The organism is Sphingobacterium sp. GW821-FHT03E03 (genome assembly GCF_059420745.1).
Genome location: NZ_JBWKUH010000018.1, coordinates 89,973 through 114,675, shown reverse-complemented (window position 1 = coordinate 114,675; position 24,703 = coordinate 89,973). Strand labels below are relative to the sequence as shown.

Annotated in this window: 23 protein-coding genes; 2 read left to right on the top strand and 21 right to left on the bottom strand. The window is 38.2% G+C overall.

Annotated features, from left to right (window positions below; translation table 11 throughout):
• The 13 genes from AC07UV_RS18390 to AC07UV_RS18330 form a co-directional block, all read right to left on the bottom strand.
• Positions 1–390: hypothetical protein (locus AC07UV_RS18390; protein ID WP_495184796.1), on the bottom strand; the 390-nt coding region annotated here is incomplete at its 3' end.
• A gap of 408 nt (positions 391–798) precedes the next feature.
• Positions 799–1,206, bottom strand: a complete 408-nt coding sequence (locus AC07UV_RS18385; protein ID WP_495184795.1) for a hypothetical protein — start codon at positions 1,204–1,206, stop codon at positions 799–801.
• A 7-nt stretch (positions 1,207–1,213) separates the two neighbouring features.
• Positions 1,214–1,600 (bottom strand): hypothetical protein, encoded by a 387-nt coding sequence (locus tag AC07UV_RS18380; protein WP_495184794.1) that lies wholly within the window; start codon positions 1,598–1,600, stop codon positions 1,214–1,216.
• Positions 1,601–1,756: 156 nt separating this feature from the next.
• Positions 1,757–2,257, bottom strand: a complete 501-nt coding sequence (locus AC07UV_RS18375) for a hypothetical protein (RefSeq protein WP_495184793.1) — start codon at positions 2,255–2,257, stop codon at positions 1,757–1,759.
• A 285-nt stretch (positions 2,258–2,542) separates the two neighbouring features.
• On the bottom strand, positions 2,543–2,776 hold the full coding sequence (locus AC07UV_RS18370; protein ID WP_495184792.1) for a hypothetical protein: 234 nt from the start codon (positions 2,774–2,776) through the stop codon (positions 2,543–2,545).
• Positions 2,777–2,944: 168 nt separating this feature from the next.
• On the bottom strand, positions 2,945–4,474 hold the full coding sequence (locus tag AC07UV_RS18365; RefSeq protein WP_495184798.1) for an alpha-L-fucosidase: 1,530 nt from the start codon (positions 4,472–4,474) through the stop codon (positions 2,945–2,947).
• 214 nt (positions 4,475–4,688) lie between these two features.
• Positions 4,689–6,461 (bottom strand): RagB/SusD family nutrient uptake outer membrane protein, encoded by a 1,773-nt coding sequence (locus tag AC07UV_RS18360; protein ID WP_495184791.1) that lies wholly within the window; start codon positions 6,459–6,461, stop codon positions 4,689–4,691.
• A 4-nt stretch (positions 6,462–6,465) separates the two neighbouring features.
• Positions 6,466–9,591, bottom strand: coding sequence for a SusC/RagA family TonB-linked outer membrane protein (locus tag AC07UV_RS18355; RefSeq protein WP_495184790.1), 3,126 nt, complete (start codon positions 9,589–9,591; stop codon positions 6,466–6,468).
• Between the two features lie 17 nt (positions 9,592–9,608).
• Positions 9,609–11,408, bottom strand: coding sequence for a RagB/SusD family nutrient uptake outer membrane protein (locus AC07UV_RS18350; RefSeq protein ID WP_495184789.1), 1,800 nt, complete (start codon positions 11,406–11,408; stop codon positions 9,609–9,611).
• Positions 11,409–11,419: 11 nt separating this feature from the next.
• Complete coding sequence (locus AC07UV_RS18345) at positions 11,420–14,278, bottom strand: SusC/RagA family TonB-linked outer membrane protein (protein WP_495184788.1); 2,859 nt, start codon at positions 14,276–14,278, stop codon at positions 11,420–11,422.
• A gap of 6 nt (positions 14,279–14,284) precedes the next feature.
• Positions 14,285–14,755: a hypothetical protein gene (locus AC07UV_RS18340; RefSeq protein ID WP_495184787.1), complete on the bottom strand. Its 471-nt coding sequence runs from the start codon at positions 14,753–14,755 to the stop codon at positions 14,285–14,287.
• 367 nt (positions 14,756–15,122) lie between these two features.
• Positions 15,123–15,287 (bottom strand): hypothetical protein, encoded by a 165-nt coding sequence (locus AC07UV_RS18335; RefSeq protein ID WP_495184786.1) that lies wholly within the window; start codon positions 15,285–15,287, stop codon positions 15,123–15,125.
• Positions 15,288–15,995: 708 nt separating this feature from the next.
• Positions 15,996–17,036 (bottom strand): LacI family DNA-binding transcriptional regulator, encoded by a 1,041-nt coding sequence (locus tag AC07UV_RS18330; protein ID WP_495184785.1) that lies wholly within the window; start codon positions 17,034–17,036, stop codon positions 15,996–15,998.
• Positions 17,037–17,637: 601 nt separating this feature from the next.
• Between AC07UV_RS18330 and AC07UV_RS18325 the strand changes: the two genes are divergently transcribed.
• Both AC07UV_RS18325 and AC07UV_RS18320 read left to right on the top strand, forming a co-directional pair.
• Positions 17,638–17,949, top strand: a complete 312-nt coding sequence (locus AC07UV_RS18325; RefSeq protein ID WP_495184784.1) for a TFIIB-type zinc ribbon-containing protein — start codon at positions 17,638–17,640, stop codon at positions 17,947–17,949.
• Positions 17,950–18,233: 284 nt separating this feature from the next.
• Entirely contained in the window at positions 18,234–18,608 is a 375-nt protein-coding gene (locus AC07UV_RS18320; protein ID WP_495184783.1) for a hypothetical protein, read from the top strand.
• 152 nt (positions 18,609–18,760) lie between these two features.
• Here AC07UV_RS18320 and AC07UV_RS18315 read toward each other — a convergent pair whose 3' ends face one another.
• The 8 genes from AC07UV_RS18315 to AC07UV_RS18280 all read right to left on the bottom strand — a co-directional run bounded on the left by AC07UV_RS18315 (position 18,761) and on the right by AC07UV_RS18280 (position 24,478).
• The gene (locus tag AC07UV_RS18315; RefSeq protein WP_495184782.1) at positions 18,761–19,213 is read right to left on the bottom strand and encodes a hypothetical protein; all 453 of its coding nucleotides are present in this window, start codon (positions 19,211–19,213) and stop codon (positions 18,761–18,763) included.
• Positions 19,214–19,224: 11 nt separating this feature from the next.
• Positions 19,225–19,815: a CHAP domain-containing protein gene (locus AC07UV_RS18310; protein WP_495184781.1), complete on the bottom strand. Its 591-nt coding sequence runs from the start codon at positions 19,813–19,815 to the stop codon at positions 19,225–19,227.
• Positions 19,734–20,120 (bottom strand): hypothetical protein, encoded by a 387-nt coding sequence (locus tag AC07UV_RS18305; RefSeq protein WP_495184780.1) that lies wholly within the window; start codon positions 20,118–20,120, stop codon positions 19,734–19,736. The genes AC07UV_RS18310 and AC07UV_RS18305 overlap by 82 nt, the downstream gene beginning before the upstream one ends.
• 83 nt (positions 20,121–20,203) lie before the next feature.
• Positions 20,204–20,845 (bottom strand): DUF6266 family protein, encoded by a 642-nt coding sequence (locus tag AC07UV_RS18300; protein ID WP_223577935.1) that lies wholly within the window; start codon positions 20,843–20,845, stop codon positions 20,204–20,206.
• A gap of 593 nt (positions 20,846–21,438) precedes the next feature.
• Positions 21,439–21,726: a helix-turn-helix domain-containing protein gene (locus AC07UV_RS18295; RefSeq protein WP_495184779.1), complete on the bottom strand. Its 288-nt coding sequence runs from the start codon at positions 21,724–21,726 to the stop codon at positions 21,439–21,441.
• 51 nt (positions 21,727–21,777) lie between these two features.
• Positions 21,778–22,521 (bottom strand): LytR/AlgR family response regulator transcription factor, encoded by a 744-nt coding sequence (locus AC07UV_RS18290; protein WP_495184778.1) that lies wholly within the window; start codon positions 22,519–22,521, stop codon positions 21,778–21,780.
• The gene (locus AC07UV_RS18285) at positions 22,518–23,492 is read right to left on the bottom strand and encodes a LytS family sensor histidine kinase (protein ID WP_495184777.1); all 975 of its coding nucleotides are present in this window, start codon (positions 23,490–23,492) and stop codon (positions 22,518–22,520) included. The genes AC07UV_RS18290 and AC07UV_RS18285 overlap by 4 nt, the downstream gene beginning before the upstream one ends.
• 101 nt (positions 23,493–23,593) lie before the next feature.
• Positions 23,594–24,478 (bottom strand): hypothetical protein, encoded by an 885-nt coding sequence (locus AC07UV_RS18280; RefSeq protein ID WP_495184776.1) that lies wholly within the window; start codon positions 24,476–24,478, stop codon positions 23,594–23,596.
• Positions 24,479–24,703 lie beyond the last annotated feature (225 nt).

Sequence of the window (24,703 nt, the reverse complement as noted above, 5' to 3'; positions counted from 1 at the left end):
TGAAAGGTAGTATTTTTCCCCGTTGGCAACGACCAAAAATGGGGTGTTATTTACAGTTTTCACCGGAATTTCCTTCTCGTTCATATGTCCTAATTCAATCAATGGAATCAGGGCATATTGTGTGGAATCATTGATTTGGGAGTATTTTGCATTTTCCCACTGCGGGATATATTTAATTATAAGCCCACTTTTTAGGCTATCACGTGTTCGCGACTCAATAGCTAATTTTTCGTAGCTTTCTTTTATTTCAGTTATACTCGCAAAAGTATTTGTCTTTGGACTATTGAGGACGATATCCTTCCTACATCCCTGATATGCAAAGATAGAAAGAATATAGAGAAACAAAATAATACTTGTTCTCAAATTAAATGATGTTTTTCGAAATCTCATTTTTCGTATTGATTAATATTACAAATAATACTGTTTAATATTAAGTTAGCGTATACCTATGTTTAATTTTATGTTATATTTTAAAAAACATTACTAACGACCAAAGCGACCAAAAAAATAATGATTACTTTTTTGAATATTAATACAATGTAATTTGAAAGCTGTCTTATATAATGGAGCGTTATACTGAACAGCAAAACGGGATAGACTGGGTCAAACAAATGATCCATGAATTGAGGAAACAACGTACAGGACCGGAGGGACTGTCGGAAATTTCAGAAATGAATGGATACCTTAAAAGGATGGAAGGGGGATGAAAAAATGAAAATGCTGATAGGGTACTATCAGCATTTTATTACTGGCACGAATAGTCCAATCTTCGACGTTATTAAACTAACTAATTTATGTTTAAAAATTTCCGTGTTGCATTGGTACCATGTAAATATCGAAATTAAATAAGTTTTTACTACTTTTTTTATCAACCTCTGGGTAAAAAATAATTGATCCTTTACCTGCTTTGTCTATCCTAATACTTTGAGGTACTGAGTCACGATGGAAAACTAATAATTTTGAATTTATAGTACTATCTACGACTTTACCAGGAAGTTTTTGGACATCTCCTATTTCTATTTTATCTTTATTTTTAAGATCAAATAGAGATATCCTAATTCCTACCAGATCATTTTTTAGGGTTTTGGTGCTAGTCGCACGTTTCGTATATTTACCCGTGTTCCCTAGACGTACTGTTGATGAGCATGATGCAAAAATAAAAATTACCAACAACACAATCGCATATTTAAAAGAATATTTAACCATAGTATCATTATTTACAAGTTGTTCCCTTTGCTCCAGTTCTATAGTCAGTAGCCAATATACCTCTACGAGTAGAAGGAACACCAGTTTTATTATTTAAGGATTGATAAATAGAATCTTCTATCTTACTTTGAAAAGTTTTTTGCAAACCATCGGTAGCCAATACTTTAGCTTCATTTATATCCATCCCATACTTATCCTTCAGATAATTCGCCATAACATCTATGTAGCTAGTCCACATAATATCATGTTGTTCTATGCTTGCTTGTCCATACCTGTCGAAAAATCCTTTAGTATAAAGATAGGCATGAATAGTTTCGTGTATCGCTACCGTTGCAACATACTCACGTGATGCATTAGGCAACGTATTTACGTTTAAATCGATTCTAACATTCATTTTTGAGAATGATCCATCGGGATTTGTCGTATAGTTTTCCAGCGTAGCTAAACAATGATTGTCAGTTGTTAAAGAAGTAGTCTGATAGAAATTCAGATTAAAGCCCTTATGAGAACCTGTTTGGTTGCAGATTGAACATTACTCGCTATAAGCGCATCAACTATTTTTTTTAAGCAGGGATCTGTTATATGGTTGGTAACCGTATAGGTTGATGTTTGTGGTATAGGCCCTCCGGTACCGGGAAATGTTGGCGTAGGAGGGGTTACCGGTCGGTGGTATGTCGGGATCCGGATTGTTAGGATCTGGTTCACCAGGAACAGGACGTGTTACTACGGGAGTTGGAAGGGTACCACCATCTTTTGTTTCAGTTCCCATTAATACCAGATTTCTGTTTCCTGCAATCGAGAGCAATGTATAGTTCTTATTTTTGTCAAAGTATCCAAGATCTATTAACCTTCCGTTTAATGTTAAAGTTACAGTTAATAGCGAATCACTAGAAGCAAAATTATATTGACGAACCACCCCGCTATAAATCCCGTCATGGTATGTTGTTTGGAGTTCTCTGGTAATATTATTTTTTGCATACACCAGCGTCGTATAAAAGATTGTGTCTCCTTTCTGGACTACTTTTGTGTTTTTCCAAGATGGATTATTCATCCTTGAAAATGATGTCGTGTCTTCTGTGGGAAGAAGCTGTTTTTCGTACCACTTTGAAAGCGCATTGATTTTCTCTAAAGGATCTGAACCAAGGTCAATTTTCTGTTCTTTTTGGCAGGCCCAAACTACTATCAGTGATAAACATAATAGTACGATCCAAGGCTTTATGCCCTTAGAATTGTTAAGTCTTCTTTTCGTAATCATTTGACATTTTATAATTGTAAAAACATTAATAATACATAATCATTAAACACAAAATTAAAGATAACAGAATTCAATATACCGTTAAAGTTTACCTGGCTCTTCAGACAGACGCCAGGCAACAGTATAAGAAGGGAAGAATTTGAAACGATTAGCCTTTGGAAATTTCGAGGAGCCGTCATAACGACCGTTGAGCTCAAAGATATAACGGTCCTTCAAAATATAATTCAATCGACCGAAAACGCCCCGAACTGCCCAGTGCTGGTCCTGTTCGCCAATCGTTCTGTTCTCGCCGTAGGTATTGCCCAATGTCGGCACTTACTTTTCCATTAATTTTAACTTGAGCAGATACTCCAAAGCTCGAAAAAATTAGACAAATAGCAAGTCCCCTTTTTGCAACATACAAAAAAATAACTTTGTCATAATATACAATTGATTATCTATCTCCCAACGATAAACCACAGTCAATGCCATCGGGAGAAATTGTTACATTTTAGCCTCTGAAAGCCGCTTTCGAGTACTAGTTAGTTTTTCTAGCTTTATCTTAATGATAAAAGGTCTACTTATTTTAAAACTTTCAGGGAGCGTGATATCATAATATGTGTTATTATCCGCATCAAAACCGATATCAGCACGCTTGATAGGCAGCTCTTGTTCAGTGATCAGCAAATTAGCACGTCCAGGTACATCTTGAACGCCCGGGGGCACAATAATGCGCAGAATATTATCGATGGGTCGATTGAACACTGTCAAATATAGTGTTGATCCTTTTTTTGTGTAATAGCCATAACCCGTATCGGAATAATCATCTATATGCCTAACACCATATACCGCTTCGTGATTGACGGCCATCCATTCGCTTAATTCTTTTGCTATTTTTTCTTCCCCAGGATGCATATTTCCTGATGCATCCGGCCCGAAATTCAGTACAAAATTTCCGTTCATCGAGACTGATTTCATCAACAGTCCAATAATATCATTTGTTGTTTTAATGTACTTTTTATCCCAATCTTTGGTATATCCCCAGTCTCCAGGGGTAATGGTCATCACCGCTTCCCAATCATTGCCCCCTAGCCAGTCGAATTGCTTTGGAAGCTTCCGCTCCCAGACTTGTTCATAATCGCCCATGAGGGTTTCGTTGCTATCAAAATGTCGTTTCCCATATTCATCATTACGAAGACGGGAACCAATGATCAGTTGGGGATATTTTGCCCGGAGGTCTTTTTCCAGTTGAAAGGTATAATCATAGGACGACATCCAGGAAGCATCCCAAGTACCGTCAAACCAAAGCCCTTTCACTTTGGGATAGTTTTTTAGAAGCTCAAAAATTTGATTTCTGGTATATTTCAAAAACTTGTTGAACTTTTCCTTTTCCATCGCGGTCTCTGGTTTTTTGCTCATATAATTTGGGTTGTTCCATTCCAACACTGAGAAATAAAGAAATACATCAATACCTTCCGTAGTGTAGGCGTCAACAATCTCTTTTACAATATCCTGTTTATAGGGTGTATGGCTAATATTGTAATCCGAATATTTTGTCGGCCAAAGTGCAAATCCGTCATGATGTTTGGTAGTAAAAATAACATATTTTGCCCCCATGTCTTTAGCCTGTCGAGCCCATCTTTTCGCATCAAAATTTTTGGGATTAAATCTCTTGTACAGATTATCATAAATATTGGCCCAATTATCTGGTTTCGTTGGTCCGCTCCAACTCCTAATCCATTCAGAAGCACCGCTGTATTTGTGCCCTTCCCATTCATTTGCCGGTATGGCGTACAGTCCCCAGTGTATAAACTGTCCGAGCCCATAATTGCGAAAAGCCTCCATAGCAGCATCTGTCCGATGTTGCTGAGCAATTGGACCATATTTTATCTCGACCTTCTGAGCTGGAATTATTTTCGGCCTTGCATAATTTTTTTGTGCCAATGCATGTTGTGCCACACAACAAAGAGAAAGAAAGCTAACGATACAGACGCTAATCTTTCTTGTTGAAAAAGTTAGTTTATTTGACTTCATCACAATTTAAGGATTTATTTTTTTATTTTGAATTAAGAAACAATTACATAAAAATAGTGACGACCATGACACCCACGGGCGCACTAATAGATTGTATTCAAATTTTAATGATAAAAGGCCTTCTATTGTCTTTCCAGATAGCTATCTATGCACCGTATTGCTCTTGAAAAATAGTGTCCTTTATCATGTCTATTGAAAAAGTATTAATGAAATATTATTCCCATCCCGGGTTCTGAAACATGGTAGCTGATTTGTTGATTTCCAATTGTGGTATAGGTGCAAAATACATCGCTGGATATAAAAAGATGGATTTGATAACATCAATATTCTTGTAAGTAAAAGTTCCATCCAATTCCTTCGTAATATACATTCCTTGGATAGGTTCTCCCTCTGTCCGTTCGGCTGTCCGCCATCTTCTGGTATCATAATACCAGTGTCCTTCTTGGAAGAACTCTACTCGATATTCATTCTGAATAATGGAACGTAAATTTTCTTGTGTCACTCCTACTGGAATACCATAACGTCCATTTTCCCCGGGCTCGATTCCTGCTCGTCTACGGATCATATTTAGGTAACCGACGGACTCTTCGATTCTTCCCAATTCATTTAGACATTCTGCATAACCCATAATTATTTCAGCAAAACGAATTGTTGGTAGTGAACGCTGGATACTTACTGAATTTCCTGTAGAATCATTTGCCATTTTTGAACAATAATAGCCCGTCTTTGTTTTATAGTTTTGTAAACCATCTTGTGTAAGTGATCCAGACTTTTTATCAAAATAGATATTGACAGGAATTAATGTAGCTCCTGAGCCAGCCTTATAAATTTTAGCTTGATTAAATATGACCGAATAATAAAATCTCGGATCACGATTTTCATATGGTTTGAAAGCATTATACTCACTATTGGCATCTTTAATAGAAAGCCCTGTTTTCATTCCAAAAGCCCTGACCATATTATCTGAAGGATTGCTATACCCACTACCACCCCTAGATGACGGGAACCTGCTGGATTCCAGCCCAGTTCCGTCAGCAATCATAAATGGAAAGATCATTTCGGTTGTCTTCCTGCCTTTAACAAACTGTGTCCAGAAACCATGCCCCGGCCTCGTGTTATTGTCTTCGACCAATGCATACTCATTTGCATCCAAAATCGTTTTGAAGGCGGCAGCGGCGTTTTCCCATAATGACTTATCTAATGTTGCTGAATAAGAAACTAATGGAAGCAGCTTTGCGTCCTGTGTCACAGATTGACCATTAAACAATGGACTAGCAGCCGTCAATAGTACCCTTGCTTTCAACGATAGTGCAGCTCCCTTGGTAGCTCGTCCGAAATCCATCGCCAGTTGCTGGGATTGATTGGGTAATAACATGGCCGCAGTATCAAGTTCCTTTGTGATATAGTCTACACATTCCCGATATGAATTGCGCTGAAGATCCAGAACTTCATCCGCCTGAAGCGTTCGGTTGGGCATTATCTGAACAGCTCCAAAAATACGGATCAAAGCTGCATAATAAAAAGCTCTCAAATACCTTGCCTCACCAATTAATTGGGATTTTCGGCTTTTTGATAAAGGCGTTTTATGACTATTCTCCATCAATAAAATGGTCTCTCGTATCCTTCTATAATACGTCTCCCAGTATTTTACCCAAGGATTTGCTCCTGCAACCGGTGAGCCACCACCTGTCATCCATTTTAATTGTGGATCCCCCCAATAACTTGTGGAGTTCGTTGTCAAATCTTCTAACGATGCTTGGTCACTTCCATAACCCGACCCAATATAATCATCGCGTTTACGCCAGATATCCTGCCCGGTGTAAGCATAAATATTGTTGAGGAATTTCATCGTATTCCCACTGTCTGTAAATACAGCCTCTTCTGTAAAACTCTCGGTCGGTTTATCCAAAAAAGAATTCTTCTGACAGGCTGAAGCAATTAAAGCCAATAACCCAAAAACTGCGAGGTAATTAATATTTCTTTTCATTTTATTATAATCCAAATTGAATACCAAAATTAAATATCCTTTGTTGCGGATATTCACCTGCTCCTGTGCTGAAATTAGATTCTGGATCAATAAACACTGGTAATCCTGTATAAATTAATCCCATATTGTACCCATTTAAATACACCCTCAAATTTTTAATGTGTATCCTTTCGGCGAGTGATTTTGGGAAAGTATATCCCATTTCAATATTCTTCCACCGGATATAATCGCCTTTCCGGGTCCAAAATGAAGATAGTGGTGTGCTCTGAACATCCATATTTAATGCTGGGAAAGCTGCATTTTCCCCCATTTGAGGAGTCCATCTGCCCAGATTAAATGGTACAGACTGATATTCTGGACGTTCATACGCAATAAGCCCCCGGTTAATTGCTATGATATTGCCAAAGGCACCCTGAAATAAGGTACTGAAATCAAAACTTTTATAAGAGAATCCCAAGCTAAAACCAGCAATGTATGGTGTATTGCGTGTTCCCAAATAACCCTGGTCATATTGATTGATTACACCATCACCATTGAGATCGACTAATTTAATCCCTCCAGGAAAAGTGTTCTGTAAAGGAATAGAAGACGCCAATCGCGGGCTATTATAAATATCTTCAATATCCTTAAAAAAACCATTAGCAGTATAACCAAATTCTGCTCCTATCGGCTTTCCTGTACTTCCCAACCATGGATATCGTTGAGACCCCTCATCTCTGAATAAAATCTTGCTCTTAGCAAGACTCAACTGCCCATTAAACCAATATTTGAACTCTTTTTTATTATTTCTATACTTAAATTCAATCTCATATCCTCTATTCTGTGTTTCTCCGAGATTAACAGGAGGAAGTGTAACTCCAAAATTAGCCCCAACTGATGTTCTGGTTGTTAATATATCGTATCTGTATTTATCAAAATAATCAAATGTAAGCCCTATATCCCCATTGAAAAAAGTTGCATCCATCCCCACATTAAAATCACGCTGGCTCTCCCATGTGACAAAAGGATTTGCCAGCTGTGGTTCAATCAAGCCTCCATCGACAGCACTATTTCCCGTCTCACCAAAGACGTACTCTTTTCCGGAACCCGAAGAATATGTTTTCTCGTATTTCAGAACCTGCACGCCCGAGCCATCAAATCCAGTGTATCCAAACGATCCACGGAGCTTCATGCTGCTGACAAAAGAAAAATTATCTTTAAGGAACGATTCTTCACTAATGTTCCAGCCCAAACTTACTGCTGGAAATAATTGATAACTTTTGTTTGAGGAAAACTTGTCCGAACCGTTATATGCCCCCACAAATTCAAGCATGTATTTATTTTTGTAATCGTACGACAACCGACTAACGAATCCCTGTACATTGTAAGGTTCATAAGCATAGGTTACCTCAGAACCAGTGCCCGACTCGCTTTTGTAGATTCCACGTGTCGTCGACAAACGATTCACCATCGCCAATGCTGAAATATTGTGACCTGAAAAACTGCGAGAATAGCGAAGGGCCATTTGTGCATTCATCATCTTTTTGGTATCATTAAGACGACCGCTACGGTTCAATTTCCCCATTCTATACAAATTCGGCGTTACAGGAGCATAAGTATCACTAACCGGGTCATAGAAATAAGTTAAAATTTCGCCACTATTACGGGTCAGTGAACGCATATAAGAATAATCACTTGAGTAAGAAAGTAATACATCCGCAGACAGACCTGGTGTAATAAAATTCAGCTTATGACTGGCCTGGCCAACCAGATTCATATCATTCCCTTGTTCTCTGTTATAACCAGAATACATTAAATTGGCTACAGGATTAGGTTTTTGGCTTGAGCCTAAATTACTCCCACCGAATGTCCCATTAGGATTGTATAAGGGATATCCAAAGGCAGATAATTGTCCATTCCATAGATATTGAAAGGTCGTTCCCCCACCATTCCATGATTTGTCATTGGGCTCATTTATGGTGCTAAAACGCCCACTCATATCAAGTCGAATATGCAGATCTTTTGTTGGATCCAAATCAATATTTGAACGAAGTGTATAGCGATTTAGGAAATAATTACCATTGTATCCCTGATCTTTTGTAAAATCCTTATACATTCCGCCCTGCGTGATAAATCCCAGCGAAAGAAAATATTTCGTTTTCTCAGTTCCACCACTGATATCAAAATTACTACGATTCTGTACCGTATATTTTTTCATCAGCACATCCCACCAATCCACATTTGGAAAATCATAAGGACGATCATTCAAACGATAATGTTCCAGATTACCCTCCCCAAAATACTTAGGATATTGTGTCTCTGGATTAAGAAATTTCATTGCCGCGTTCTCTTTTAGGAGCCGTAACGTATTATAATTACTATTTACATCAGGTGTCTGGGTGTTCATCAAAATACCCGTTTCATTTTTGAAGTTAAGCATAGGCTTTCCTATTTTACCTCTTCGAGTAGTGATGACTAATACACCGTTAGCTCCACGAACACCGTAGATAGAAGTTGTTGCAGCATCCTTTAGAAGAGTCAATGATTCTATTTCGTTCGGATCAATTTGGTTAACCTGATCCATGGAATACTCAATATCATCAACAATAATCAATGGATTATTAGAACCTGACACATAACTAGTGACCCCCCGTATTTGAAACGAAGCTCCATCACGTCCCGGTTGACCACTCCGTTGTTGCGAGAAAAAGCCAGGTATTCTCCCTGCCAAATTGTTTTGCAAACTGGCTGACGGGCTTTGCCTAATGGCATCTCCAGAAATGGAAGAAATAGCGCCTGTATTTGTCACTTTTTTCTTTGTCCCGTAACCGACAACAACAACTTCCTCTAATCCTTTCAGATCTTCCTCAAGATTTACAGTAACGTTGCCTGTTCGTTCCACATTAACCTCCTGAGAAATATACCCAACCAGACTGATCGTTAATACATGTCTGCTTCCTTTCAATCTTAGGGAAAATGAACCATCTACTTCAGTTTTGGTGCCACTGCCTGCGCTTCCTTTTTCCAATATGGTGACATTATACAATGGACCGTCCTTAGAAACAACTTTTCCTCTTACGGTCTTTTCTTGTGACCAGCCTGTTGCGATACAGCAAAAGAGGAATAGCCAACATAATATATACCTTTTCATTAATTTAAAATTCATGGTTACCAGTTAGGATTTTGTTTCATATTTTGATTAGCGGACAACTCCTTAAAAGGGATGGGATATAAATTCATTTTTGTGCCATCAAACTTTGCCAATGCGACCGGAACAACACTATATTTGGTCACATTTCCATTTTCCACTGTAATTTGTATCCCCTGTAATGTGCCATTGAGCACATCCTTGGCAATATTCCATCTGCGGATATCAAAAAAACGATGTTCTTCGAAGGCAAGCTCCGCTCTTCGTTCGTTACGTATACGTTCACGCATCTGTATTTTGGTCAAGTTTTGGGCAAGATTTGGCATACCAACTCTTGCCCGTACCTTATTCATATAGGTATATACATCGCTAACTGGTCCAACATATTCATTCAATGCTTCGGCATAATTAAGCAATACCTCCGCATAACGAAAAATTGGAAAATTATGATTGGTCGACGTTGTAGCTTTATCGTTGTTATTATCTGCCAAGAATTTACGCATATAATATCCCGTGCGGGTTTCTCCTGAATTTACGTTACCATATCCCGACGGACGATCAATTCCTCCATCCTGCACCTGGATTTTTCTTCCCAACCAAGGGAGATTCTGCACAAATACCGTTGCCAACAAACGTGGGTCTCTATTGTAATAAGGATTATCCCTATCATATCCAGATGATTCATCTGCAATAGATTTACCATTATTCATCTCAAATGCGTCCACCAATTGCTGTGTAGGATTTGTCTTTCCCTTGTCACCCCGTGTTGAGCCAACAGGGCCGTTATTTGTCTCCACATCTGAGGTTAGGTCACGCGTATAAGTGAGAATAAGTTCATTATTCGTTCTGGTGGTAAAAATATTGAGAAACTTATTGACCTGCTGGTTCAATGTCGTGCTGGAACCGAATACGGCCATTTGTTCTGAACTATACGGCGTCGAAGGAGCCGCGCTACTCAATGCATATATAAACTTTCTACTCTCAGCACTATCGATCAATGCCTTTGCCGCCAAAGCCGCCTCCTTCCATCTGCCCATATCGTTATTCGTGTTATGTAAAGGACTTGCGGCATAAAGTAGTACCCTAGCTTTCAAGGCCATTGCCGCACCTTTATTTACCCTTCCGAAATTGACACCCAAAACTCCATTTTGCGCATCACCATTCGGCGTGTAAAGCTTTTCATACGAGCGTTCAATCTCCGAAAGAATATACGTTTTTACTTCATCGAAAGTTGCCCGAGGCAGCTGATAATTATCGCCAAAATCATATAAAGCATCTCCCAGGATTGGTACGCCACCCCAACGTTTGGCCAGTTCAAAATAAAATATAGCTCTCAGTAAATGAGCTTCAGCCACAAGCCGATCCTTTAAGCCAATTTCTTTGAATGGTACTATATCTACATTCCTTAAAAAGATATTCACTTTTCTAATGGCTTTATAGTTACTGTCCCAAACGTTGTCCGGCAGATTGAATGTATTGAACATGCCATTGGAAAAATATTGAGCCTCCTCGTTTACTCCACTCGGCAGCGCATCATCGGATCCGGCATCTAATAGATTACCGACCCCAGCATCGTTCCCTATAACATTTGACCCAGGAATGTTTGTTGAAATTCGATTAAACCCACGTGGAAGATCACTATAAATATTATTTAAGAATTGTATCGCATAGACACCCAATGAATCTTTTGGATCGAAAACCAATTCTTTATCAACATTTTCCAAAGGGCCATCTTCCAATACTTTATTGCAGCCAACTAAGGAGACTAATAAGCCAAACGACAGCATAGCAAAAAAAGCCTGACTATTTATTTTTTTCATGATTTTTACCTTTATAATTGAAATGAAAACCCAGCGTTTATAATCCTTTGATTCGGGAAGCCTGAAAGCAAAGATTCTGGATCCATATATTTCATTTTTGAAACAGTCCATAAATTATAGCCATTGACAAAAAACCGGACATTTTGCATCCGCATACGTTTTGTGAAATCAGCTGGCAGCGTATAACCGATTTCTACATTTTTAAGTCGTAAATAACTTGTATTTCTCACCCAAAAGCTTGATGTAGCCTGGTTATTGGCGTTTGGTCCAAGTGTCAGCCTTGGCAAATCAGCGTTGGGATTTTCTGCTGTCCACCGGTTTTCTGTTGTATAATCTAGTACATAGCCCGCACTGTTATTAAAAGCAGACATATACAGTCCGGACAACATCGTTCTCGAGTTTATTGTACCTTGCAGTAATGCATTGACATCAAATCCACGATAAGAGACGCCAAGATTTAGTCCATAAAAATAGAGTGGTTTCTCCCCGGTGACATTTTTCTTATCAAAGTCGCTGATGACGCCATCTTGATTTAAATCTTTATAGCGTAAGTCTCCGGGTTTCAATGTATATCCCGCCATCGTTGGTACAGGCTCAGTTTCCTTCCCTGTATAAAAGCCTTCAAATTCATAACCAAAATTTTGATTGACCGGCCCTCCTTGCCTATACATCCATGCATAAGGATAAGTTCCCTCTCCGGTATATATTTCCCTACTCTGTGCGGAAGAAAAATTACCATTGATAAAGTAGCGGAAAGGAGTAGATTTACTGTTTCGGAAACCCAGACTAATTTCGAAGCCAGAATATCTTTGTTTTCCTATATTTTCAAAAGGCAAAGTCTGACCTATAATACCCGAATTATTTCCGGCAAATCTTTTTGCCAATATCCCCTTATAGTGATCAGCGTAATAATCAAAAGAGAAATTAAGCTTTTCATCCAACAGTGTTACATCCAATCCAACATCCCATTTTATGGCTTTTTCAGGCTCCAGATTAGGGTTTGCCAGAATATTCTCAACAGTTCCTTTTACGCCACCTGGAGAACTTCCAAAGCTATAACCATCTGTATTGACGGCATAATTTTGTAGGTAAGCAAAATAGCCTACATTACCTGACCAACTTGTTTGGCCGATTGTAGCCCGAAGTTTCATAAAGTTGAAAAGATCCTGGTCCTTGAACCAATCTTCCTTATTTATGATCCAACCTAAACCCACAGCCGGTGAAAATACCCAACGGTTATCCGGGCGGTATCTGTTCAAACTGCTATACGTAAGTACAGCGTCAAATAAATACCGGTCCTTTAAGACATAATTTCCTTCCAGTCCATAATTCTGATAGAGCTCATCCAATTCTACGTAATCTATTGATGTGCGATAGTTATTGTATACCAAGCGTATATCGAGTTTCTGATTATCCAGAACTGGTGAATATCCAATGATTCCCCCTAAGTAATTTTGATTAAATTGGTCATTTACGGTGGCACGTCCAGCCCCCGCTTCAATCACTGTTTCCGTTCCATTCTGTATATAGGTTACAGAACCGTCCTCGCCATATTGTGGGATAAAGATTGCTGTTTTTTTTTCTCTGACGACCGCTTCTGCATAATAATTATTGAAGGAAATAGCGCCTTTTGCCCACAAACCCTCCAAAAGATCATCCAACTTAAAGTTTAATGCAACATCAGCATTGACAGATCGTTTACTGGTCTGTATATATCCTGAATTGATTGAATTCGCTACTGGATTCTGCAGCCATTTACTTACCCCACTAAAACTTCCATCCTCGTTTCTCAAAGGAAATTCAGTTCTAGGCACATAAAAAATCCGGTTCATAATTGCGCCGGTACCACTTCCAGCTTCATTATACTTTTCAAATGAACCAAATATGTTAACATCAAGCGCGATATTCTTGTTAAATTTTACCTCGGCATTTGTCCGTAAATTATAACGGTCATAATCATTGTTCGTATTGTAGGGATTCTCAGGGTCTGTAATAAAATTTCCCCCTTGTTTAAAATATTCTCCCGCAGCAAAATATCTAAAACTATCTCCCTTACCACCTACGTTGATATTATATCTTTGTTGTTGGCTGGTATTTTTATAAATTAAATTATACCAATCTACATAAGGCTGTCTATAGGGATCATTTGTTCCATTCCGATAAGCGTCCAATTGGTTTTGGCTAAAACGGGGAATAGCGTTTGGATTCGTATTTTGTTGCGCTTCATTATATAGCGAGGCATAGCTATATGCATCTACAAATTTAGGCGGTTTAATCCCTTCTAGAAACCCATGTTGCACGTTAAAATTTATTTCAAATGGTCCATTCTTGGATTGCGTTTTCGTTTTTATATAAATTACTCCAGCCGAGGAAAGCTGTCCATTCATCGCTGTGCTGAATGCATCTTTTTGAACTGTCACTGACTCAATATCCTGAAAGCTCAAATTCGTAAAAGGGCGAATAATACCGTCAACCACTACAATTGGGGACTTCCCTCTTAACAATAGTCCCGGAGCGCTAAAGTCTGCCCCCGCTCGCCCGCTGGATTGGCGTGAATATAGTCCGGTGAGCCTTCCGCCAAGGACTTGCTTCAATTCAGAAACAGGTGTAGTCGTTAGATCTCTTTCATAGATAGTATGTGTCGCACCAGTTTTAAATTCTTCTTGGATTGATTTTTTCCACAATTGAACCGGTCGATCGGAAAACTGCAGATTGTATGGGTTGGGAATCGTATCAAAACGAGTTGATTCCTGTTCTTGTGCAAAGGATGTTGACAAGCAGGACACAGAGATCAAACTCGTTATTATCAATTTACAGCCCAGCTTATTAAATCGTGGAAAAGGCTGCAAAGGTGTAACAAATAAGGCCATAATATGTTATTGTTTTTTAAGATATAGTTGACCTGCAACAAATCCATCGGAAAAATCCTCAGAAGAAATTGTTGCTGTAATAGTTTCTTCTTCGGAGACAAGTAATGCGATCTGTTCATCACTTAGGGCGATATCACCTTTCAAAGATTTATTAGCCCATGAAAAATCAGTTGTTTCAACAATTCGCGATGTTCCTTTCATAATTCGGATGGACAAAGGCTTTCGTCCCTCTTTGATCGTAGTAAAATAGATGTCAAAATAGAGCTTCTTGTCACTCATCAATGTAAAAAGGGATTGTGCATCTTGTAGCTCTGGGACAGTAGACCCAGCAATATCTGTTGATGACATAGGTACATTCCATCGACGGTCAACGAAAACCTCCGATGTTACAAGATCTTTCCTACAACTTGTAAAAATGAGGTTGGTCAAAATAAGAAGACTCAAAATCTTCCAGTAGAATTGAAATGAGAAATTCATAATATTTAGGTTTGTTGTCATTGAACTTATTCAATCAATTGATAGTTAGCTATTTTCAAATAAAACTCTGGTTAGTATCTAATATGTATAGCGCCCAAATTGAAGATGACTTTTTATTTAACGTAATACGTTTTGTCGATGTAGTAGAAGGAAATTGTACAAATGTTGTGTTGGTAGTTAGCTCATAATGTTTGACTTTATCAAAATACACCTTCTTGCAACTTAAAAGAAAAGCAAAAAGTAAAACACATAAAGCAATAAAATTGGTGAAATTTGACCTTTTATGCCATTGTTGGGTTATTCTACCACCCTGTATAAAAATTAAATATTTAAGGTTCATAAAGTACATGGTTTAATCATGAAAATTTTATTGATCACGCAGCTCCTTCAAAGCTTTGGTTGGTTTTGACGGCTGTAGAACTGCAATTTCAGCATAGGAATTTGCCGAAACTGGAAGCCCCCATTTCTTAGGAAAATTCTCCCAAGCGGAGTGAAAGACGTAATAACGTTGTTCTAAAAATTGTTTTTTCATAATGTTTATACGGTTATCAATTATATTTATTCGTTTTATATTTTATTCGTTAGCAAACTAATGATTAATAATTGTACGTTTTTAACGAAATTATATTTTTATTGAAAAAATTATAATTAATCATAATTTATGGTCAGCCATAAATGATTATATTTTAAAATTGAGTTTTTTTTATTCAAATAGAAATTATGTTTCTGAAAGGAGGTAATTCAGATGACGTAATACAACTTCGTTAATATTGATTTCTACCAATCTTTCAAATCGACAAAAAATAACATAACAATCTTTTTTACAGTATTTTATATTTTAAAATAATATTTTTTCATTAAAATATCATTGTATTGTTTACACTGAAACGATTGCGTAAACAGAACAAACGATTGTGTACGTAATCAAACAAAGATTTTCCATAAAAAAACATTAGTTTATAAAAATGTCAATTTTAATTTCAGAAAAATATTTTTTTTTATAACTTGTAACAAGTAAATTTCTTGAAAGCCTCGAATCCTGATGCATTTTCTCGATTTTACTAACCTCTCTCAATAAAACCGAAGAAACATATGCAGCTGACCCAATACGCTTATTTGATCTTTTTATCGTAGCATAGGATGAATGCAATATTGATAAAGGGATCAGTGTTTTCCCTTTATCAATATTGCATTCATATTCACGCCTATTTAGAAGAAAATCCTTATTATTAGCTTTAAATTAGATCATCTTTTTTGTGGATTCGCGAATAATAAGCTTAGAAGCTAAATGAATTGTCTCAACAGGGATTGATATCCCTTTGTTGTTGCTTCTAATTATTTCAAGCAACTTTATTATAGCAAGACGTCCGATCTCTTCACTAGGCTGGTAAACACATGTAAGCGGTGGCTTAAACGCTGCGGAGTAATATGAATTACAGTAGCCTATCAGGCCTATTTCGTGGGGAATAGAGACATTCAATTCGTTCAGAGCAAGCATTACTGTGTTTGTCAACAAATCAGTCCCAGTAAATATTGCATCTGGTTTTGCATTCGATTTCAATTGATTATCTAGAAATTTCAAGATATCATCGTGTAATTTTTGTCTATCCTGATAGCCAAACAAATGGATATTCTGCTTTTCAAAAGGGATCTTATAATTTGACAAACAATTTTTAAAGCCCTTAATTCGATCAAAAATAACGCCATGTTTATTAATGGACAAATGCAATATCTTAGTATAGCCCTGTTCGAGCAGATGGCGGGTTGCTTCAAAGGCGCTCTCTTCATTCATAATCCCAATCTTGTGGACTTTTAGCGGATTATCCAGCCCATCAATAATAACAATGGGAAAATTTTCTTTTAGGTAGCCTTGTAGAACGGTTATAGTTCTATGATCTCCAATTGGGGATATGATTAGACCATCGACCCCTCTCTGATACATGGTTTCTATACAATCAAGCTCAGTGTTCTTATTATCTTTGCTCTGCATAAAAATCAAATTATATTCGGTGTCCTTTATGATCTTTTCTATCCCTTCATATACCTGCGAAAAAAAATTATTATCAATAAAGGGAATGATAAGACCAATGGTCTTACTTTTCCCAGTACGCAAGCTCCTGGCAGATTTATTGATATAATAATTATGCTTCTGCGCATATTTTAATATCTTGTTTTTTGTCTCTTGCCCAATTTCATGACTATCAGAAAGTGCTTTCGATATTGTAGATACGGATTTATTGAGAGCTTTGGCAATATCCTTTAAAGTGATACGATTTTTCATAATAGCTGTTTAAATGATCTTCAATTAAAATGTTGATAACAGTAATATATAAAACTGTTTCCCGTTTAATAAGAATCTCCGACTTGGATAACCGTACAATATTTTTTTCGATCCATATCTGATTCCCTTATTCAAATAACCCGTTCGCCATACTAAACATCTAGCTCCACCGCAAAATCTAAATTTCATTAAACAAAATCGCTTTCTTAAATCATTGATTAAAAAAATAGGCGAAACAACACTTTTCCTAGACAAATTCTACTCTAAATAAAAAAACTGTTGAAATCTCAGATTGAAGTCGGTGTTTCTTTGACTGCAGAAGCATTCGACCAACATATTCCAAAAGAATACATTTATTTCGCTATGGCATTTTCTGTTCTGGTGGAATTCTTAAATATACGATCTGAAAAAAGAGCGCTCAAAAAAGTCTCGGATTCAAATCTGAATGATTTATGAACCCAATGCTATTATTAATAGCTTGTGCTGTTCCAAAGAATAGAGTATCAAAATTCATTAAGTTAAAAATTGCTAAATATCATGACGCAAAGCTATTGGTTATGCATTTTTGATTATATTGTATTTTCATCAATATTCGAAAAATATGAAATGTCCAAACTGTAATGAAACACTACTGATGACAGAACGTCAACGTATTGAAATCGATTACTGTCCAAACTGCCGGGGCATATGGCTGGATAAGGGTGAACTGGATAAACTATTGGAGCAGGCTGGCAATGCAGGAGATCATGTGCATAATAAACATGGAGATTCGGATCGCTTTAATAAAAATGCACATAAAAACTATCAACCCCAACATAACTATCGAGATAGTGATCGATCTTCAGACAGTCACAACTATCCTCAGAGTCGAAAGAAAAAGTCTTTCCTATCTGATCTTTTCGATTTCGATTAAGAATGGATTATAGTACGGTCCAAAACAAAAGAAAGTCCTCCCATTGCTGAGAGAACTTTCTCATAATTGTTACACGCTCTAAGCAATGAATTGTCCCTATTCATACTAGAATCATCTTGAAAGCCAGCTCTAAAAGCTTTCAAACTTAAAGGTAATAGGACAATGGATAACCCACAACTCTTCTATACAAAACTTATGTTTTACTATACATGAGTAGACAATTATAAAGTCGAATTTATAAATGCCCAAGGACAGTACGAATATAATTTAATTCTGTAATTCATATGAACTGGTCGTATAATTTAAAACATTGGGGGCTCACTTTGCTCCTTGGTATTATCCTCCTTACATTCACGCAAGGATTGGGAGCGATCAATATAACTGATTTCTTAGAATCACTTATATTATTTCCGGTATGGATGGCGGCTAGTTTCATATTTTCACTTCCCACATTATTTATTTGCATGGCAGCATTCTATCTATTGAATGGTTTCAAAAGCAATAATAACTGGACAATTCCTATATTAATATTACTTACTATTGGGGGAATTATTTTAACACTTTACCTCATTGAGGGAAATGTGGACCTTCGCATTTTGTTATGCTACTCGGTGGCAGCGATAGTTTCTGGCTTATCTTTTAAAATTGAGAAAGTATGATTTTATCACACGGAGTATCGATACATGATACTCCGTGTGTGCAAAAAAACAATTTCAATAAAGACGGCCATCCTATATTGGTATTCCTCACGTTATCTCAATGGTGCCAATGGTTTGACCTCTGGGCATAAAAGAAAATCGGAAAACCGTTGTCAGGACAAGGCTTTTAAAAATTTTCTAATTTTCCAGGCGACGACGAAAACAATTCCAATTAGGCCGATCAACCAAAGACGCTGAACTGATACCGACTTACTTTTTTCCTTAGTTTCTTTTATTGCCGTTTGTACAGCAATATCCCTGACCGCTGTAGAGACCCTATTTCTCAGGTTTGTGCTTGCTTTGGACTCTTGCACAAAAAGTCTACCTCCATACCCACTCAGCCCACTGTCCGGGTGAAAACGAAAAGCACTGTCCGACCAAAAAATCCAGTATCGGGATAGACTGTCGCGCTGCATAGTTTCCTGCTGCATCCCATGCGATTCATATTGGCTTTTGCTGTGCAAAGATCGCTGTTCTTCCCAGTTTCTATGTTGATAGTGTTTACAGCAACCTAATCCAACCATCAGCACTATGGAGACTAATGCATATTTTAAAGTCCTTTCCATAATCCCACCCTTCAATTTATCCAGTTTGCAAATGCGTAAACAGTAGACAGTGACCGCCGCTTGGACAGCACCCGATCTTCCACATTCCCCTCCACCGTCAGTATCCAATTCCCCCCAATTTGCCGGACCATGCCCACATGGTTGATACGCCTAAGCTTTTGGCTATAAATAGCGAATAGATCTGCCGGCCGAATGCTCCCTTGCTTGATCTGCTGTTTGGTATAACGACGGGCTATCGGAAAGAGCGCCGGACTCCAGGCATTGCGTGGCGCAGCAAGTCCAGCCTTGCCGTAACACCAGGATACAAAAGCTGCACACCAGGCATGCCCTTTGCCAAGGGCCGTATAGGCCAGATATCCTTCCACACGAGCACCATCATTATTGCCTGTTGCTTCCCTTACACCGATCTCTCCTACGGCGATATCCACAATGCATTCGCGAACGCTCATTATTGGTTCATAATGCTCAGGTCTGGCCCCAATAGCCATAGGCCTGGGCTGATCTCCAACTATCTTCCGCTCTACAGCATGATCGCTAAAATGGCCAAGAAAGAGAATAGCGACAGAAAGAACACCGAAAAATAAAGAATGCATTGTTGCCATGATGTTAATTGATTAAAGTGATAACTAATGTCCTGACGAAAGGACTTAAACGGCTGCCAGAGGAGTTCCTGCAGCCAGTAGCAGCAGTAGATAGCGAGCAATCCCGCCAATATACCGAATAGCAGTACAGACAACATACCGATATCCAATACGCCAGCTGTGGGATCTATGGCCCGGAGCATAAGACCTGCTGAAATAAAAAACAGGCATAGACAAGTGAGCACAATTCCGAGCAGCTGCCTATTTGTTAAAGGCCAATAGATATCCTCGATATCGGTGACCATTTGTTTTTGTAATATTTTCATTTTTAATACTTTTAGATATTTAATAAAAACTTCGCTTTAAAAAGGAGGCACTCCTAATGGAGCACCTCCTACATGCAGATGGTCTATGTTAAGACAAACTCACCCAAATATTGACTACCGGAGGTGGTTACACCATCCCGATGAATATTGAATGTCCAACCAACTATTGTCTTGCCTGTATAGCTGTCGGGCAAGGTTATATCCATTGTTTTATCCAGCCTTGTTGCACCTTCGTAAGCAAAAAAGAGATTATCTGCCTGATCGTATAGGAGCACGAGCACTTGGTCATCATCAAAAGCATTAAAGCGATTGCCGATCGGATCCCAGCTTAATGACAGCACTTTAGGAAAAGCCTCAACAGTCTGTAATCCTACTAAAGAAGCTAATCCTCCACTCGCGATCTTTACCGCAGCATAATCGATGGTAAAGTTGGGATAAGAGCCTACAAAGGCATTGTTGATAAACTGCTGAAACGCCACATTATAACCTGTCTTGTTCCGTTGTTTGCTATCTGAAAAGCCCAGCATCAACACGTCTTTGATGGATTTGAGAAAACTGGTTGTCATCCCAAACTTCATCCGTTGCGCCATCTGATCTTCCGATGCGGCTTTTGAACTCTTTTTTGGGAGCGAACGAACGTAGTCTATACCTCGCCAGGAGCTCCCTACGATACTTCCCACCTTACCCTGGTAGGATCCGTGAATTCCTTTTATGAATCTTGCCATAATATTAATTTTTTAAAATTTTTATCCTATGTGACGCTGCAGGCTGCCACGATACCGATATCATGATGCTAAGGTAGTTCGCAAAGGAAAGGAAAGACGAGAAATGGCGTCATCTGGCGTCATTTGACTTAAAATGCCATTTTCTGCGACAATAAAATTAAATTATTCCAAAAATCGTATGCAGGTCTGCCGCTTATTTGAGGAACAAACAAGGCAATTAAATAGGGAATCGTTTGCCATTAATAGACCGACGCCAGGCTTTTTTTTTGCTCGGCAGGCAAGGAAAGAGTCTAGAAAAAGCAAACAAATAGCAGAGAAAGGGTAAACAAAAAGTATAGCATATGCAAAGAAAAGGCAACTATATAGCAGAGAAATACCAAACCAGACCTAAGCCAATCCCCTAGCAAGACCAAAGGATAAGCAATAAATAAACAAAGAAACATCAGAGAACTGGCAAAGAAATAGCAGAGAAATAGCAATGAATAAGCGACCGAACACCAAAAAATAATCAAAGAATGGGCAATAGACGAACGCAACCTGAACAGAAAAAGGCCAGCTCCTTTTCGAACCAGCCTCACTCAAAAAGGAGACGATCAAATCATCCCATTGTCAATACTTCGCTTGATGGCTTCTTGTAGGTCCTCCTCGCGATAGTAATGCTTGTTGCCCAGATAAATAGGCGTAAGAATCCCACTCTTTACCCAGCGGTTGTAGGTTCGTTCAGAGATTCCTAGTTTTGACACCACAGCCATGCGGGTCATCAGTTCATCAACGTTCCATCCTTTGCTCCTATTTTCTACTGGCAGGATGTGATGTGCTGTACAGGACAGCTTGTCGTTGATTTCTCGTAGCAATTGTACGATTTCATCCAATTGTGACATAAATTATTCCATTGGTCGATACCATGAAATGAGGGGCAGCCATACCCGGTTTTATTTATTATTCTGCTTATAAACTTCGTATTGGTATTTAAAATTAGCTTTATAAGACCTGGTCAGGCCAATAGAACAGCCATTTCTTGGTTTTTTAAAATATAGCTCTTTTGGCCGTACAAGATCAACTTTGGCCAAATTAACCAGGGTATTGATTCGAGGACGAGAAAACATCGTCGAAGGGAGGTTGGCCTGTAATTCCCTGAGACTTCCTTTAAATTGATGCGTATCTTGTTCTAAAAGAATATCTATAATATCGTTGTCAACTTGGGCATAAAAGATTTGGTCAACTTCTATTTCAATCAATTCGTTATTTAGATTTTTCATCATTAGGCTTTTCACATCTCTGCTTTGACGCTCCAATTTCCTATCCACCATATCGATCACATTCTCCATTTTTGATTTCAACGCATTAAAACTAATTTTTTTACTGAAATAGGTATAAATACCAGCCTCATTAGCTTTAAAAATATATTCCGAATGGGCGGAACAGGCGAGCATTACGGGTGGATTAGGAATCAATCTGGCCAATTTGATCCCATCTATATCAGCATCTCCGAGATCCATATCCAGTATCAGAATATCTACTTCATTTTCTTTTAAGTACGCCAAGGCTTCTACGGGTTTTTGAACAATTTTGATTTCATCGTTGATAAAAGGAAGTTCCTTTAATGACATCAAGATATATACCAGTGAGTCGGGGTTATCGTCAACGATCAATAGTCTATAATTCAGCTTATTCATTTTACTTCATTAAAATTGAGTTTCATATTTACAGAAAAAGTATCTTCATTTAAGCTCGTTTCTACCGAAGACAGGTAGTCAACCTGAGCCAGCTTGGCATGCAATAGCGCAAAGCCCGTCCCTGATTTTATGAGATCCCGTTTTGGAGACCAGGTATTTTGACAGGTTACCACAAGCCCCTGATCATTGAGCAATAGCGTATACCGTATAGGATAATCAACAGAAATAAATGCATGCTTTAGACAATTTTCTAACGGGAAAAAGAGCACACCGGTAGGAATATCCGGACACAGTTTACCATCTAATTGCTGATCATAAGCTATAGATCCTTCACCATAGTACATTTTTAGCAGGCGTACAAAGCATTCCAGATGATCCAATTCCTCCAGCAATGGATTGATCTTTGCCGGATGCTCCACCTCAAATAAATAGGCTAAAAATTGGATGATATCCCGTTTTGCTCTTTTGTCTTTGGGTACTTTATTGATGAGCATTTCGCCAAACTTACCGATGAAAATAGTCGCAAGAAAATGTGATGTATATTTCATCCCTACGGCACGATCCCGATATAACTTTAAGTCACTATTAAGCTGTCGTCTTTCCCTGAGCAGACTGATGGCAGCATAACCTAGGCATACAATGCCTGCAAATGCATTCACTGTGACATATCCTGAGATAAGCCGTGCCCGGAATGCCTCATTATCTTCGGGTAAAGTACGATCAAAAAATACGATCTCAAAACGGGGGAGAAAATCATGTACCAAAAAATCTATAAAAGGAATAAAAGTAAAGGTCAAAAAAAGATAGATCATGACATTTGCGGCTATTCTTGTCCATGTTTGATTCCATGCACCAACGATTAAAGAAGAAATGGTAACACAGTAAAATAAATACAAAGCAACTGTAATCATAATCTGCTCAAAGGGAATATGTACATCGTTACGAAAATAATTCACCCCTCCTATAAGCATCAAAAAAATTAGGAAACAAAAAAGATAAAAATACCACAAAACAGCAATACTCTTCATAGTAGAAAAAGGTTTAGAAACATAAATTTACCTATATTTTATTTTTATTCCCATTTGTAACAAAAATGTTCACGATCAAAACAACCCTGACGACCGTTTAGCCTCAATTTGATTAAGGCTTCATGATTATTTTTTTGACCACTATCATCCTTGCTTGGCATTTGCACATTATAGCAATTCAGTTCATGCAAGTAGCTCCAACATTCCCATTTCCAGGGCTTATCCCGTATTACCATAGCTAAAAAATCATATAATTTCTGCATACTGCGATAGATAAAGGAATTTCGATCTTCCCCCAAATTCCTATTGATTTCGTTCCCTAGCATAAGATGATTGCGGCCCTTTAGTGAAAAATGTGTTAGCGGAATGATAGGTATATGTAATAAATAGCCTATTAAAGCTATCCCTACCCGGACATAAATTATATTCTCCAGAAAGTTAACCGCTACTTTTTTGTCCTTTGTGTCCGACACTCCACTATTTCCATCGACGAAAACCAATACATGTTTACCCGATTGAATGCTAGTCCGGATTTTTAGCAATACCTGTACATCGTCACTCATCAGGTACCGATAGTCCAATCCATTGCGCTGCATTTCTTGCCGCATCTGCACGAACTCTTCTTGTTGTGACTGGTAGACGCTTCTATCCATTAAAATATCAAAATGAATCCCACAGTCTGCCATCACGCGAGGAATCTGCGCGTGAAGCCCCAAATGGTATAGACAGATAATTTTTGGCTGTCCAGCTTTCAAAACTTCTGTGTTCGAACAATTCCAAGTTTGCTCCGAACGGAAAGGTCTGGCTCTATGATAAGATTTCCATGTTTCATATAGCTCATAATGGTCTTGCCATGCTATTGCGGGCAAGTAATAATGGATATGCGCCGAAAATAACGCGAACTCCCAGGTTTCGTATTTTTTTGACATTGTTACTCTAAATTGGTTAGTATAGGGAGCGTTCTCCTCATAAAGATGCGCTCCCTATCGGGTATAAGGCTGCATTTTTAGATGGTAAAGATCGGACATCTGTCACCGCTTAAAGCTTGTTCAGCAATAAACGGCAACAGCTGCTCCCAACTTAACAATTGAGTGCTGCCCAGATTCATTTCCATACCTTTCAAAATCTGATCATTTGTTGATTCCATTTCATAG